The following is a 14754-nucleotide window of genomic DNA, read 5'->3' on the forward strand; positions in this document are numbered from 1 at the left end:
GAATCAAGTAGACAATGGAAGATTTACAATTAGTGTTGTTAGTTTTAGGTGCAATCGCAATTATTGCGGTTCTTGTGCACGGTTTTTGGTCGATAAGGAAACAACAACCTAAGTCAATGAAACAAAGCCCTATGGCAAACTTTTACAAAGAGCAAGCAGAACGTCGCGATTCTGAAGGTTTCGATAATGACGGTATTGGCCCTGTTCGAGTATTAAAGTCTACGGATGTTGAGCCTGTGGTTACCAAGCCGATCCTTAAAACCGCAGGGTTATTTAAACCACAGCACGCAAAAACGGCTGAGCCCTTGGTGGCTGCAGAGGCAATCAGCAAGGCTAAGTCTGAACCTGTAATGCCGTCAATAGACGATGAGCTTGAACAAGAGCCTCAAATTACGCTGACGACAAGCCAAGATATAAAATCTGTGCAAATGGAACCAATTGATAAACCAAAGCATTATTCAAACCCTGACGTTGTGCAAGATGAACCTGAAGCTGAAGAAGTTGTCGAAGAGCCTCAAGTGCTTGCCGATCCTACCGATGTATTGGTTTTGCATGTTGTCGCTAAAACAGGGCAGCAATTACAAGGTGCTGAGCTGCTATCCGCTTTATTATCATTAAACTTTAAGTTTGGTGATATGGAAATATTCCATCGCCATATTGATAATGCTGGAACAGGCAAGGTGTTATTTTCATTGGCGAATATGGTAAAACCTGGCACATTTGACCCAGATAACATGGAGCAGTTTGTTACTGACGGTGTGGTGTTATTTATGACACTTCCTTGTTATGGTGACCCTAAAATGAATTTTACGATAATGTTAAATTCCGCTTTACAGCTGGTGGATGATTTAGGCGCAGAGTTATTAGATGGCAAGCGTCAGCCATGGGATGATACGGCAAAAGAAGATTACAAGCGTAGAATCGCTGCGGCTTAAACCCCATTTATCCCTTTTTATTAGCATAATAAGGCCGCCGATGCGGCCTTAATTTTTTGTATTACGGATCAAATTTATGCAAGCAATTCAAATTGAAATGGCCGAGTTATCTGAAGCACTAAACCAACATAATATTCATTATTATGTTGACGACTCTCCTACCATCCCCGATGCTGAATATGATCGCTTAATGCAGCGTTTACTCATACTTGAACGTGAAAACCCCCAATTTATCTCACCCTCCTCACCCTCTCAGCGAGTGGGTGGCTTAGCTTTAGCTAAATTTGATCAAATAACTCATTTAAAACCCATGTTAAGTTTGGATAATGCTTTTGAACAGGCTGATTTTGAAAGCTTTAATAAGCGGATAACTGACAAAGTGGGCGTTGTGGAATATGTTTGTGAGCCGAAACTAGATGGCTTAGCGGTATCGATTACTTATCGTAATGGCGTGCTTGAGCGCGCGGCAACTCGTGGTGATGGTGCAGTAGGTGAAGATATCACTGAAAATGTGCGCACGATTAAATCAATCCCATTAAAGCTTCGCGGTGAAGGTTACCCTGAGCTCGTAGAAGTGCGCGGCGAAGTCTTTATGCCTAAAGCGGCATTTGAGGCATTAAATCAGCGTCAAATAGCGAAGGGCGACAAGGTATTTGTTAATCCACGTAATGCGGCTGCGGGCAGTTTACGTCAATTAGACAGTAAGATCACCGCATCACGAGCCTTAGGGTTTTATGCTTATGCGCTAGGGGTGGTTGAAGGTGAGGCTGAGGCGATGAAAGCCAGCCATTATGGACAGTTGCAGCAGCTAAAAGTATGGGGCTTGCCGGTTAGTGCTGAAGTGAAGGTTTGTGATGAGTTAGCCAAAGTTTATGCTTATTACCAAGATATTTTAAATCGTCGAAGCACGCTTGAATATGAAATTGATGGTGTAGTGATTAAAGTTAATGCCATCAAGCAACAAGTTAATTTAGGTTTTGTCGCTAAAGCGCCGCGTTGGGCAATTGCTTATAAGTTTCCTGCACAGGAAGAAATGACCTTACTGGAAACGGTTGATTTTCAGGTCGGACGCACAGGTGCAATTACCCCAGTTGCCAGATTACAGCCAGTATTTGTGGGCGGGGTGACAGTGTCTAATGCCACTTTACACAATGCCGATGAAATTGCCCGCTTAGGGGTAAAAGTAGGCGATACCGTGATCATTCGACGCGCAGGTGATGTGATCCCGCAAATTGTGGCCGTAGTACTAGAAAAGCGTCCAGATGACGCTTGCGACATCACTTTTCCACAGCATTGTCCTGTATGTCAAAGTGATGTAGAGCGTATTGAAGGTGAAGCGGTAGCCCGTTGTACAGGTGGTTTGTTTTGTGAAGCTCAGCGTAAAGAAGCCATAAAACATTTTGCTTCACGCAAAGCACTTAATATAGATGGTATGGGCGATAAAGTTGTTGAGCAACTGATTGATAAAGAGTTGGTCAAAAGTCCTGCAGACTTATTTGGTTTGAGCGCCTCAGCAATCACTATGCTGGACCGTATGGCAATGAAGTCTGCAACCAAGTTAGTTGCCGCGATTAACGATGCGAAATCAACAACCTTAGCGCGTTTTTTATATAGCCTAGGCATTCGAGAAGTCGGCGAAGCCACTGCGGCTAATTTGGCTGCATATTTTAAAACCCTTGAGGCAGTCAGAAGTGCATCACTTGAGCAGTTGTTGGCGGTGGATGATGTGGGCAATATTGTTGCTCAGCACATTAATCACTTTTTTGCTCAACCGCATAATCTTGAGGTGGTTGATAAATTAATTGAAAGTGGCATTCATTGGCCGTCAATCGAACAAGTTGATGACAGTGAATTAAGTTTAAAAGGCCAAACCTGGGTATTAACGGGTACATTAAATGTGTTAAACCGCAATGATGCTAAAGCGCAATTACAAGCTTTAGGTGCAAAAGTGGCTGGTAGTGTGTCTAAAAATACTGATTGTTTAGTGGCAGGTGAAGCCGCGGGTTCAAAATTAGCCAAAGCACAAGAATTGGGTGTTAAAGTGATCGACGAACAAGCTTTAATGGCAATTTTACAATCTTAATACACGGATTGAGGTGAAGCATTGATGAGTGTTATTGCAATAAGGCTAAATGTGTATCATGAATTTTAGCAATATTACTTGGCTTGATGATAAAGGACATATTAAGCCCCCGTATTTTTTGTATATTGTGTTGGTATTTCTAGCCAGAGGTTGGTGTGTTTTTATCGCATCCTTGACTCAGTTTAATGACAGGTCGGGCTTAGTCAGATTGTTTTATCCACACAAACAAGATTTTATTTTAGCCTTGTTTGCTGGTGTTGGTGCCGTGCTGCTTTACGGACTAGTGATAGCTGAGAGAAAACGTCAGTGGCAATGGCTTATTCCATGGTTTAAGCGTGGTAAAGCAATATTATGGCTATTGCTGTTAATCGACGCTGCCATGCTCATCCAACGTTTAATCCACGATGATTTTTTATTTAAAATAAGCTATGCATTAGATGCATTATTTTTATTTTGGATCAGTATTTATGTTTTGAAGTCGAAACGTTTACATTATTACTTCAACGATTGGCAAGTTGTCGATGAGCCAGAAAAATAAAAACGACGAATTTAGTTCATTTATTCTATAGTGTAAGTAGTTCAACTTTTAAGTTGATTTAGACGTAGGCGTCCAAAACAATTATTCAGTATGGAAGACATATTCATTGGCTAAACAAGAGTTAACCCAAATACCCCTGTCTAATATTGTGTTAGGGCTTACCATTAAGCTGCCTTTGCCATGGACCAAAAACCCGTTTTTTATTAATAAAATTAAACTTGAGCAAGCCTCGCAAATTGCAATCATCAATGAGCTTGATATTGATTTTGTCTATGTTATTTCTGGCCACGAATTATTACCTTTAACCGAGGAAACGACCGAAAGCCTAGAAGATGTTACAGAGGAAGTGGTTGAAACGGATCACAAGGGCTTAGCGAAAAAATCGATGCGCTTAGGCCAAAAACGTTTTATTAAAGCCATAAATGATAGCCGTAATATTTTCAGTAAAGTCGTTAGTGATCCCGAAGGAATGTACCGCGAGTCTGCAGCATTAGTTGAAGATTTAATTGAGCATTTATTTGAGTCTGATACCGTCAATTTATCGTTAGTCGATCACGGTGAGAAAGATACGAGTATTACAGCACATGGTATTTCAATCGCGGTACTGTCTATGGTAATAGGCCATGCAAATGGTTTAGATAAGTCGAAGCTTCGAGACATTGCCCTTGGTGGTATATTGCATGATATCGGTAAATTAAAAGTGCCAGATGATATTCGTCGTAAGCATGGCGAATTAACTCAACCTGAAATGAATTTCATGAAAATGCACCCCAATTTAGGTTTTGATTTAGTCAATCGTAGTAACCTTTTCCCGAGTGCGGTGCTTGATGTAATCCTGCATCATCATGAATATATTGACGGTACAGGCTATCCAGATCATCTCACCAAAGACGAGATATTAGAAACCACCCAAATAGTAGCGTTAGTGAATGATTATCAAATGCTGTTGCATCAATATCATTCGCCGCAATTGGCATTGGGGATATTATTTAAACAGCGCGTAGGTAAACACGCTGATAATTTAATTTCTCTACTGGTCAAGGTATTGGGGATATATCCTCCGGGCACCTTAGTAAAATTATCTGATGATCAAGTTGCCAAAGTCATGATGACCACGGGGGAAGTTAAAAAACCACACGTTTGGGCATGTAATGACAAAGGCGGCAGCGCCAGCTTACGTTTTTTAATCGACGGTGAAGTCGAAATTGTTGAAGTGATCAAAAAAGACACTTTGAGCGATGGCGCCATCAAAACATTGCAAGCCGATAACGTTATTAATTTTTACTTTAATCATTTTTCCTATCAAGGCGCTCTATGACATCCGTTACCATTATTGGCTGTGGCTGGTTTGGCTTTCCATTAGCAGAATCACTGATTAAACAAGGGTATTTTGTAAAAGCCAACAAGCGACAACAACAAGATTTAGAGCCATTATCTCAAGTGGGTATAGATGCATATCAATTGGATTTGGCTTCCGAATACTCCATAAATTCAGCAAAAAAACTATTGGATAGTGATATGCTGATTATCAATATCCCACCAGGTCTACGTCGCGGTGAAACCAGCTATTTAGCGAATCTTGAAGCATTAAGCTCAACGATTGGAGACAAACAGTACCAACGGGTTATTTTTGTCAGCACAACAGGGGTTTATCCCAACGAAGATAAAGTGATGACAGAAGACGACGCTCAACCACACAGCGAAGTTAGCCAAATCTTGCTGCAAGCAGAATCCATATTTGCGCGAATGAAGCATAGTTGTATTGTGCGTTTTGCCGGTTTGATTGGTCCTAAAAGGCATCCTGGGCGTTTTTTTGCGGGTAAAACGGATGTAAGCGGCGGCAACCTTGCGGTTAATCTTGTCCACCTTGATGATTGTATTGCTGCGGTAAGTTTAATTCTTCACTCGCCTAAAGTTGCCAATGTATATAATCTTTGTGCACCAGAACATCCTACCAAAGCCACCTTTTACTCCCATGCAGCAGAGCATCTTGGTGAAAAAGTCCCTGAGTTTAATCAGCAAATATCACCAAGTAAGATAATTGATGGCAATCTGATTTGTCAGCAATTAGGTTTTAGCTATCGTCATCCCAATCCAATTAAAATGCTTGATGCTTGCTAAGCCGCCATAGGGTATAATTTTCGTTTGATCTCGTTAATTTAGATAATCAAGGTGATACCACCCATGGTAGATTTTCCATTATTACCCGGCGATGAGTTCGTTGAACTATATAAAGTTCTGAAAGTACAAGGTTTAGTTAATGGTGGTGGCGATGCAAAGCATGTTATCACTGAAGGTCAAGTGACCGTAAATGGTGATGTTGATACCCGTAAACGTAAAAAGTGTGTCGTGGGTGATGTGATTTCATTCAACGGCCAAACGATTAAAATTGTGGCTGCAGTTTAAGGAAAATCCCATGCAATTCCCTGATGATGATAACGGACAAATGCTTGCGGCAATGGCCGAAGCCGGTATTGATTTGACACGTGAGTTAGAAGTCGATTTTTTTCTAGTCTTTGAAGACAAACGTGATGCAGAATCTGCCATAGAAGTGTTAACCCAACAAGATCAGCAAGGTGAGTTAGAGCTTCACTTTGATGAAGAAACAAACCAATGGGAAGTCATTGTGAGTATTCAAATGGTACCTGAGTATGACGCTCTAAGTGCTAAAGAAACTCAGCTGAATGATTTTGCTAAAGAATTTGATGGTATTTCTGATGGTTGGGGCGTGATGCAGCATCAAGATGGCGATGGTGATTTTGCCGATGACCATGTGCATGATGAGCATTGTCACCATTAAGCTATTGCTAAGTTTGTGATAACTCAATTTTGTAGAATACTGTTATTTTGCTCAATTAAAGTAAAAACCACCTTTTAGGTGGTTTTTTTGTTTGTTAATACTTAGGATGTTCGCCATTCACTGAGCAAATAAATGGATTATTATGGCAAGGCATATCAGTTTTGGTACCCCAGTTAATGATGCTGAACGCTGGGCATTTGCATTACTCGCAGAAGAATTACCTGAAGATTACTTACTGCTGACCAATGTTGAAATTCCTACGCCAACGGGTCAAGCAATGGAAGTGGATGCTTTGGTGGTAGGCGAGTGGGGCGTTTATGTGGTTGATGTTAAAGGTTACATTGGCCGTTTAAATGCCGGTTTACATGCGTGGTCACTAGATGGGCGTGATGTCGATAACAGTTTATCAAAAGCCAATTATGTTGCCCGAGTACTTGCTGGCAGATTAAAACACAAAATTCCTGTAGGAGTTTATGCCCCTTGGTGTCAGGGAATGGTGTTTGTAACTGGTCGAAAAGGCGAGGAGATCTTAGTTGAAAAAGATCACGGTAAGCTCAGCATTTATACCCCAGCCAAAATTATTGCCGCGCTAACAAAAGAATGGGGATTAACCGCGCCACATAAACATGCCGTAACCAAAGCACAAAAAGAAATGGTACTTGATACTATTGGACAAGTGGCCGTTGTAGAGCAGCGTAATAATAAGATTCAAGATTTTATTAAAATTAAGTGCTTGTTTTTACAACAAGGTTTAGAGGTGTGGCAATCTGAATATAACCCTGGAGGCTGGACGGCACCTTGGTTGTTGAAAGTGTTGGTGATGAACCAATTTGAAAATCAACAGGAAGCCGAAGCTCACGAACAAAAACTCCGTAATGAGTTTAAGCGAATGCAGTCGTTATCCGGTTGCAGTTGTGTGCCATTCTGTGCGCCACTCATTAATGATGGCGAACAATTAGTGCTGCCAATTCGAATGCCGCGTGGTATTCCGTTAAATATATTTGAAGTCGAGCAACAAAGTACCTATCAGCTGCTAGAAATTCTTAGACGAAGTCTAAGTGGCATTCAACAAATTCATCGTCGTGGATTTACGATTGGTGGCTGGGAAAGTCATTGTGTGTTTATTTCAGATGATGCCGACGTCGAGTTTATTGACATCAAGGATAATCTGAAGACCTCTGAAGACATTGCCCAATACGCTAACACTTTTTTGATTTTGGCAGAGCGCACCAGACAACCTAGAATTTATCATTGGTATCGTGATGCCGCCAAAGGTAAAACCATTGATTTAGATGAGATCCGTTGTGATTTGTCGGCATTAATCGATTTAGGCGTGTGTGACACTGTGCCTGATGATATTGCCATTGAACGCGGCACTGTTATTGATCATCACTATAGATTAACCCAATTTATTGAATCGACTGAACGAAGCCAATTGTGGCAAGCAATGCACATTCAAGGTAATTACCCCTGTGTGGTGAGTATTTACAGTGATGTTGAAACCCAGTGGTCTTCGCTAAGTAATATATACCGTAGTTTGTCGAAAATTTATCATCCCCATATTGAGAAAGTATTGAGCTTTGGTCAGTTGCCTCAATCAAATGAGCTTTTTATTGCAAGGGCGTGGGCACAAGGTGTATCGCTTGATGAAGTTAAACAGATTCAGGTGGGGCAGCCTTTCAATTGGTTTTTACAGTTGTTATCAGCGCTTCAATATTTGCACAGCTTAGATATTTATCATGGTGCAATTTGCCCTAAAAACATTATTTGCTCACAAGAAAAAGCCACATTGGTTAATTTTGGTGTGGGCCTAGATGTTGCGGCCACACACTATGCATCCCAATATGCCGACCCAACGTTATGGGCTGTAGAAGGTGACGCAGAAAAAGATTTATATGGTCTGGTAGCAAGCTTTATCGACTCTTTAGTCCCTAACCATTTAAAAGGGGGGAGCGGCGCAGACGGTATTGTTAATGCATTGATGCAGTATGATAAATCATGGTTTGGTGATGCTTTATTTGACGCATGCTTACGGATATTGCGCTTTGAGTTTCGTATCGCGCCTAATCAAACCTATGCCGAACAATTGGGCTTAACTGACACCGAGATATCTCAAGCAGGGCTGTGAGTATTTTGATCGCTACTCAAGTACTGATTTATCAATGTTAGTGTCTAGTGTCTAGTGCCTAGGGGCTGTATAGAAAACAAACTGTCGTCAGAGTATGAATGCCCCATTGAATTGGGGCCTTGTATTTTACTGTAATGATATTTTGTAATTCTGTTTTAAAGCAGGTTTAATACCTCTCTTTGCCTGTACTGGTTTTGACCCATGTTTGAATTAACTTTACAAATTGGCCTGATTTTATTTGCCGTTGCGCTGCTTGCAGGTTTTATAGACTCTATCGCCGGCGGTGGTGGCTTAATCACCATTCCAGCATTGATGTGGGCGGGTTTACCGCCAGCTGCGGCATTAGGAACCAATAAGTTACAAGCTTGTGGTGGCAGTTTTTTTGCGAGTTTATATTTTATTCGCAAAGGCATGGTTGATTTAAAAGCAATCAGGCTGTCGTTAATTTGTGCTTTTATTGGCGCAGCTATTGGTACCATACTGGTGCAAATGATTGATGTTGAGCTTCTTCAGTTTGTGTTGCCTTTTCTCATCTTAGCCATTGGCTGTTACTTCCTTTTTTCTAAAAAAATTGCCGAAGATGATCGCCAACAAGTATTAACACCCACCTTGTTTGCGTTTACAGCAGCTTTGGGTGTGGGATTTTATGATGGTTTTTTTGGACCCGGTACAGGCAGCTTTTTTGCCTTAGCCTTTGTCTCATTAGCGGGATTTGGATTAGCCAAAGCGACCGCTCATGCTAAGGTGCTTAATTTTGCTACCAATATCGCGTCATTAATCTTCTTTATCATTGGTGGTCAAGTTGCTGTGGTGCTCGGGTTGGTTATGCTAGTGGGCCAAGCGATTGGCGCAACATTGGGCTCTCGGTTAGTGATGACTAAAGGCATCAAAATTATTAAGCCTTTAGTGGTTATTATGTCATTTGCCATGAGTATTAAATTGCTCTGGTCGCAATACATGTAATCGTTGTCCCATTTTATTGAGTGCTCACTGCTGCAAAGTGGTGTAGATCTTAATTAGATTAGATTGAAGGTTTTTTATGCGTATCATCCATACTTCAGACTGGCATCTTGGTCAGCATTTCTTTGGTAAAAGTCGCGCCGCTGAGCATCAAGCATTTATGACTTGGTTACTGGAGCAAATTGAACTACATCAGGTTGATGCGCTTATTATTGCCGGTGATATTTTCGATACTGGCACACCTCCTAGTTATGCCCGAACCCTTTATAATCAATTTATTGTGCAAATGCAGCAATCTGGTTGCCAGCTTATTATTTTAGGTGGTAACCATGATTCAGTGTCTATGCTAGGTGAATCAAAGGAGCTATTAGCCTGTCTTAATACCCTTGTGATCCCTGGTGCATTATCAACACCCGCAGAACATGCCTTTGAGATAACCAATCGTCAGGGGGAGCCTGGTGCTATTATTTGTGGCTTACCCTTTTTGCGCTCTAGAGAGTTAACCCAAAGTCAGGTTGGCGAAAGCGCTAAAGACAAACAAGTCAAATTAGGCAATGCTATCGCTGACTATTATCAGGCCAGTTTCGATCAGGCCACACAATTAAACATTCAACATCAATCAGTAACGGGCAAAACATTACCCATTATTGCCACTGGCCATTTAACCACGGTTGGTGCGAGTACCTCTGAATCTGTGCGTGATATTTATATTGGCAGTTTAGATGCCTTTAATGCCAATTTATTTCCGCCAGCGGATTACATCGCGCTAGGGCATATTCATCGGTCACAAAAAGTGGCAAAAACTGAGCATATTCGCTATTCGGGGTCACCAATTGCATTGAGTTTTGATGAACTGTCTAACGATAATCAAGCCAATAAAAGTGTGGTGTTAGTGCAATGGCAGCAAGATAACCACATGCAGGTTAACACCCTTGATATTCCAATGTTTCAACCGATGCAAATGCTCAAAGGAAACCTGACACAAATAGCAGATCAGGTCGCGCAGTTTGCGGATCATTGCGAGTCTACTCTCTCGCCTTCATTTAATGACACTTGGGTAAGTATTGAGGTGACAGAGCAAGATTATCTCTCAGACTTACAATCCAGAATAGTAGAGCTTACGCAGCATAAAGCTATTGAAGTGCTACGACTTAAACGTGCGCGTGGGCTCCGCCAGAAGGCGATACAAAGTCGCCACAACGAAACCTTGTCTGAGTTATCGGTTAAAGAGGTTTTTCAGCGCAGGTTAATGCAAGAACAGTTTGACGATGAAACATTTAAACAGCGGCTGATAAGCAAGTTTGATCAATTACAGCAAGACGTTGAATTAGCGCAGCAAGCGGAGAATAAATAATGAAAATACTGTCTCTGCGTTTTAAAAATATTAACTCGCTTAAAGATGAATGGAAAATCGATTTTACTGCCAGTCCATTTGCTGAAAATGGTTTGTTTGCCATTATTGGTCCAACGGGGTCAGGCAAAACCACTATCTTAGATGCTATTTGTTTAGCGCTTTATCATAGAACACCGCGTTTAGCAGTGATATCAAAATCCACAAATGAGCTAATGACCCGAGGCACGAGTGAGTGCTTGGCTGAAGTGGAATTTGAAGTCAAAGGGGTTGGTTATCGTGCATTTTGGAGCCAAAGACGTGCCCGTGATAATGCTGATGGCAACTTACAGGATGCGCAAGTCGAGTTAGCACAAATAGCTGACGGAAAAATTATTGCCAGCCAAATAAAATTAAAATCAGACGCTATTGAAAAAATAACCGGATTAGATTTTGCGCGTTTTACCAAGTCTATGATGTTATCGCAGGGCGAGTTTGCCGCATTTCTCAACGCCGATGCTAATGTCAGGGCTGAGCTACTTGAAGAATTAACGGGTACCGAAATTTATGGTTTGATATCCGAGCGGGTACATCAGGAGTTTAGTCAATCCAAGCAGCAATTACAGTTACTCGAAAGCCAAATTAATCATGTTCAGGTATTAACTGCAGAGCAAGTGACAGAAAATGAAACACAGCAGCAAACATTAACCCGCGACTTGAAACAACTGCAGCAGCAAGTTGAGCATAAAAAGCAGTTTTTGCAGTGGCACAAGCAACTGACTCATTCCTCTGAACACCATTTAGCCTGCCAGCAGGCATTTGAACAGGCAAAGCAAGCGATTGTTGATCAACAAAGTGGATTGCAAAAATTAGCAGATAGCGAACCTGCGCAGCAGCTAAAGCCGATATTTGAACAACAAGCTTATTTAGCTAAAAAGTTGGCTGATTTATCCATGCAAATTGAAGGCATTGGGCAGCAGTTACAACAAGCAAACATCAAGGTCAGCCTAAATGAACAGGCTTATACTGCTCAACAATTATCAGTCGATGCGGCTAAAACCTCACATAAACAATTGTTGCGGCTAATTGACCAGCAAATTATACCTTTAGATCATGAAATTAAAGTGCTAACACAGCAGTTTGAACGTGAGCAGCAATCCTTTGCCAAACAGCAATTAGAGCAACAGGGATTGAGTAAGCGGCTAATCGATAATCAGGATGCCATCGCGAATATTAACCAAAATCAGCATCATTTATCGACGTTAGTGGGTCAGTTTCCCCAAGGGCAGGTAATTGCCCAGCATATTGCGGCATGGAAATCTCAACATCAACAATGGTTGTCTCAGGCTAAAACCCAGCAGGAATATCGCGCTGAGATAGAGGTGCAAACCTACACGTCGGACATGCTTCAACAGCAAATTGATGATGTACAAAAAAGCATTACTGCTAATCGCGATCAAGTGGCGCTTTTGAATGGTGAGCAACAAAACCTACAAACCAATATCAGTCAATTATTGGCGGGTAGAACCGAAAGTGACTTGCATAATGAATATCAACAGCTATTAGAGCAACAAAGTTTACGTGAAAAACTAGCACAATTTAGCAAAGATTCTATCCAAGGACGTCAAGTCTGTGCTGATGCAGAGCAGGCTATCCAGCAACGTCAACTTGAAATAGCAGGCAAAGAAAATGCACTGACCCAAACTCGGGGACTGTGGAGCGATAAAAATGTGCAATTGAAAGATGTGCAGCAATTACTTAAGCAAGAGCATCGTATTGCAGATCTCACTCGTGAACGGGCAAAACTGGTAGAGGGAGAGCCATGTGCATTATGTGGTTCTACCGAGCACCCTTTGGTTTCTTCCTATCAAAAACTGGACTTATCGCAAACGGAGCAAAGAGAAGCGGTGTTGCTCGATGAGCTTGAACGACTAAAAACACAAGGCGAGCAGCAAAAGCAAGACTTGGCTGAGTTGACTTATATTCAACAGAATCAACAAAGCGCTATCGAAGAATTGCAAACCAAATTGTTGCAATACCGTCAGCAAACAATTGATTGCTGCCAGGCTTTGGATGTGAGTTTTGATTTAGATGAAATACAATCTCAACAAGCCATTGCTGATTATATTGCCACTGTGGATGAACATAAAAAGCAGCTGTCTGATGTGATGTTGAAGTTGAAAGTACTTAACGACTCAGTCAGCCAAGTGATTGAGCAAAGGACTCAATTGGAACAGCGACAAAACGCCGACAATAGTAAACTGCAGTTGGCGCAGCTTGAGCTGAAAACGGCGCTGCAGCAGATTGATAAGCACAATCATCAAATTAACTTAATTGAGTCAAATTTAAGCGCCATCAAACAGCAATTAATTAATCATATCCAAAAGTGTGACTTACCCCTCCCCGAATGGGCTGATATAGCTTCATGGCTATACGCACTTGAGGCAGATATTCAGCAATGGTTAGATGCTCGTCAAACACAGGAACGTAACCGTCAGCAATTGGCATTATTGGAGCAGGAGTTGCAGCAATACCAGTATCAAGCAACTCAAATCACTGAACAAATCAGTCTGACTCAAACAGGGCTGACTAAAACGCAACAGGATTTGCAATTAAAGCAGCAACAAAGAGCGGATTTATTTGCTGATAAACAAGTCGATGAAGTGAAGCATCAAAGCGAGCATGAGTTGGGGCTACAAGAAAGTGATTTACAGACCAAACTCGCTCGACTGCAAGAAAGTAAGGCTCAAATACAAACCTTAACAACCCAAAAACTGGGATTGAGCCAACAACTTGAATTAGAGCATCAAGACCATCAACAGGTGGTTGAACGTTGGCATCAAGCATTAACAGTCAGTCCATTTGAAAATGAACATGAATTTCAACGTGCATTGTTGACGCCTGAAGAGCATCAAAGATTAACAGCATTAAAACGCCAGCTTGATAATCAATTACAAGAGTCGCAAGTGCTATTTGCTCAAGCCGCTAAAAATATTAACGAATTACAACAGCAAGGCGTGTTGCATGCGTTTGATGCGATGCATTTAGATGATGTTACCTTAGAACAGCAAACGCTACTTGAGCGTCAGCAGTTTCAGCAGCAAATATTATGGCAATGTCAGCACGCTTTAAAGCAAGATCTTGAGTTAAAGCAGCAACAACAGAACTTATTGGAGCAATTTAGCCTAGCTAAGCAAGATTATGATGATATTGCTTATTTACAGGGATTAATTGGCTCGCAAAAGGGGGATAAATTCCGTCGTTTTGCTCAGGGATTAACACTTGATCATTTAGTCGAGTTAGCTAATCGACAATTGGATAGACTGCATGGCCGTTACCAGTTGGAACGCAAAGATACTGAAGCCCTTGAGTTACAAGTGCTAGATACATGGCAAGGTGATGCTATTCGTGACACTCGTACCTTATCCGGTGGTGAAAGTTTTCTGGTGAGTTTAGCGCTGGCATTGGCGTTATCCGATCTTGTCAGTCATAAAACCAGCATTGACTCACTTTTTCTTGATGAAGGTTTCGGAACATTAGATAGCCAAACATTGGATACGGCGCTTGATGCTCTGGATAATTTAAATGCATCAGGAAAAATGATTGGGGTAATTAGCCATATTGAAGCGATGAAAGAACGCATCGCTGTACAAATAAAAGTCAATAAAATAAATGGTCTTGGTGTAAGTAAACTACAAAATCAGTTTGCTATGAGTTGAGTAAAATTAGAGTGTGATCTGGCTCAATCTCCTGCTAATAGTGGCATCCAGCCTAAAAATTAATGTAAAAACACCACATTTTATATTTGTAATATGACAATAATTTGATATAACAGAGCACATGAAATTTTATCATTGTGGAACAAGGTATCTGTCGATACATTTTAATGATAAATACTTTATTGATTAATTTTTCATTAACACATTGATAACACGCAATAAGATTTGCAATAAAAGTCAGAAAATTAATAACAATAAATA

11 protein-coding genes are annotated in these 14754 nt (G+C 41.1%); all 11 read left to right on the top strand.

Annotation, left to right across the window (positions count from 1 at the left end):
* Positions 1–14: 14 nt before the first annotated feature.
* The 11 genes from zipA to ORI98_RS09545 all read left to right on the top strand — a co-directional run bounded on the left by zipA (position 15) and on the right by ORI98_RS09545 (position 14493).
* A complete protein-coding gene (gene zipA / locus ORI98_RS09495; RefSeq protein ID WP_306135073.1) occupies positions 15–935 on the top strand; it encodes a cell division protein ZipA in 921 nt (306 codons plus the stop codon).
* Positions 936–1011: 76 nt separating this feature from the next.
* Positions 1012–3018 (top strand): NAD-dependent DNA ligase LigA, encoded by a 2007-nt coding sequence (ligA, locus tag ORI98_RS09500; RefSeq protein WP_306135074.1) that lies wholly within the window; start codon positions 1012–1014, stop codon positions 3016–3018.
* A gap of 58 nt (positions 3019–3076) precedes the next feature.
* Positions 3077–3556, top strand: a complete 480-nt coding sequence (locus tag ORI98_RS09505; protein WP_261296893.1) for a DUF2919 domain-containing protein — start codon at positions 3077–3079, stop codon at positions 3554–3556.
* A 106-nt stretch (positions 3557–3662) separates the two neighbouring features.
* Complete coding sequence (locus ORI98_RS09510; protein WP_261296892.1) at positions 3663–4874, top strand: HD-GYP domain-containing protein; 1212 nt, start codon at positions 3663–3665, stop codon at positions 4872–4874.
* Entirely contained in the window at positions 4871–5677 is an 807-nt protein-coding gene (locus ORI98_RS09515) for an SDR family NAD(P)-dependent oxidoreductase (protein WP_306135075.1), read from the top strand. The genes ORI98_RS09510 and ORI98_RS09515 overlap by 4 nt, the downstream gene beginning before the upstream one ends.
* Positions 5678–5740: 63 nt before the next feature.
* The gene (locus tag ORI98_RS09520) at positions 5741–5962 is read left to right on the top strand and encodes an RNA-binding S4 domain-containing protein (RefSeq protein WP_188843050.1); all 222 of its coding nucleotides are present in this window, start codon (positions 5741–5743) and stop codon (positions 5960–5962) included.
* Between the two features lie 10 nt (positions 5963–5972).
* Positions 5973–6356: a ribonuclease E inhibitor RraB gene (locus ORI98_RS09525; RefSeq protein ID WP_306135076.1), complete on the top strand. Its 384-nt coding sequence runs from the start codon at positions 5973–5975 to the stop codon at positions 6354–6356.
* Positions 6357–6498: 142 nt separating this feature from the next.
* Entirely contained in the window at positions 6499–8484 is a 1986-nt protein-coding gene (locus ORI98_RS09530) for an NERD domain-containing protein kinase family protein (RefSeq protein ID WP_306135077.1), read from the top strand.
* 201 nt (positions 8485–8685) lie between these two features.
* A complete protein-coding gene (locus ORI98_RS09535; protein ID WP_261296888.1) occupies positions 8686–9447 on the top strand; it encodes a TSUP family transporter in 762 nt (253 codons plus the stop codon).
* Positions 9448–9523: 76 nt separating this feature from the next.
* Positions 9524–10798 (top strand): exonuclease subunit SbcD, encoded by a 1275-nt coding sequence (sbcD, locus tag ORI98_RS09540; protein WP_306135078.1) that lies wholly within the window; start codon positions 9524–9526, stop codon positions 10796–10798.
* Complete coding sequence (locus tag ORI98_RS09545) at positions 10798–14493, top strand: AAA family ATPase (RefSeq protein WP_306135079.1); 3696 nt, start codon at positions 10798–10800, stop codon at positions 14491–14493. The genes sbcD and ORI98_RS09545 overlap by 1 nt, the downstream gene beginning before the upstream one ends.
* The last annotated feature ends 261 nt before the right edge of the window (positions 14494–14754 follow it).

It is taken from the genome of Shewanella sp. ULN5 (assembly GCF_030731885.1).
Taxonomy (GTDB): domain Bacteria; phylum Pseudomonadota; class Gammaproteobacteria; order Enterobacterales; family Shewanellaceae; genus Shewanella; species Shewanella holmiensis.

Coding starts and splice junctions, on each gene's coding strand:
- ORI98_RS09535 (WP_261296888.1), top strand. CDS start 8,686: ATGTTTGAATTAACTTTACAAATTGGCCTGATTTTATTTGCCGTTGCG.
- ligA (WP_306135074.1), top strand. CDS start 1,012: ATGCAAGCAATTCAAATTGAAATGGCCGAGTTATCTGAAGCACTAAAC.
- ORI98_RS09505 (WP_261296893.1), top strand. CDS start 3,077: ATGAATTTTAGCAATATTACTTGGCTTGATGATAAAGGACATATTAAG.
- zipA (WP_306135073.1), top strand. CDS start 15: ATGGAAGATTTACAATTAGTGTTGTTAGTTTTAGGTGCAATCGCAATT.
- ORI98_RS09525 (WP_306135076.1), top strand. CDS start 5,973: ATGCAATTCCCTGATGATGATAACGGACAAATGCTTGCGGCAATGGCC.
- ORI98_RS09520 (WP_188843050.1), top strand. CDS start 5,741: ATGGTAGATTTTCCATTATTACCCGGCGATGAGTTCGTTGAACTATAT.
- ORI98_RS09545 (WP_306135079.1), top strand. CDS start 10,798: ATGAAAATACTGTCTCTGCGTTTTAAAAATATTAACTCGCTTAAAGAT.
- ORI98_RS09530 (WP_306135077.1), top strand. CDS start 6,499: ATGGCAAGGCATATCAGTTTTGGTACCCCAGTTAATGATGCTGAACGC.
- sbcD (WP_306135078.1), top strand. CDS start 9,524: ATGCGTATCATCCATACTTCAGACTGGCATCTTGGTCAGCATTTCTTT.
- ORI98_RS09515 (WP_306135075.1), top strand. CDS start 4,871: ATGACATCCGTTACCATTATTGGCTGTGGCTGGTTTGGCTTTCCATTA.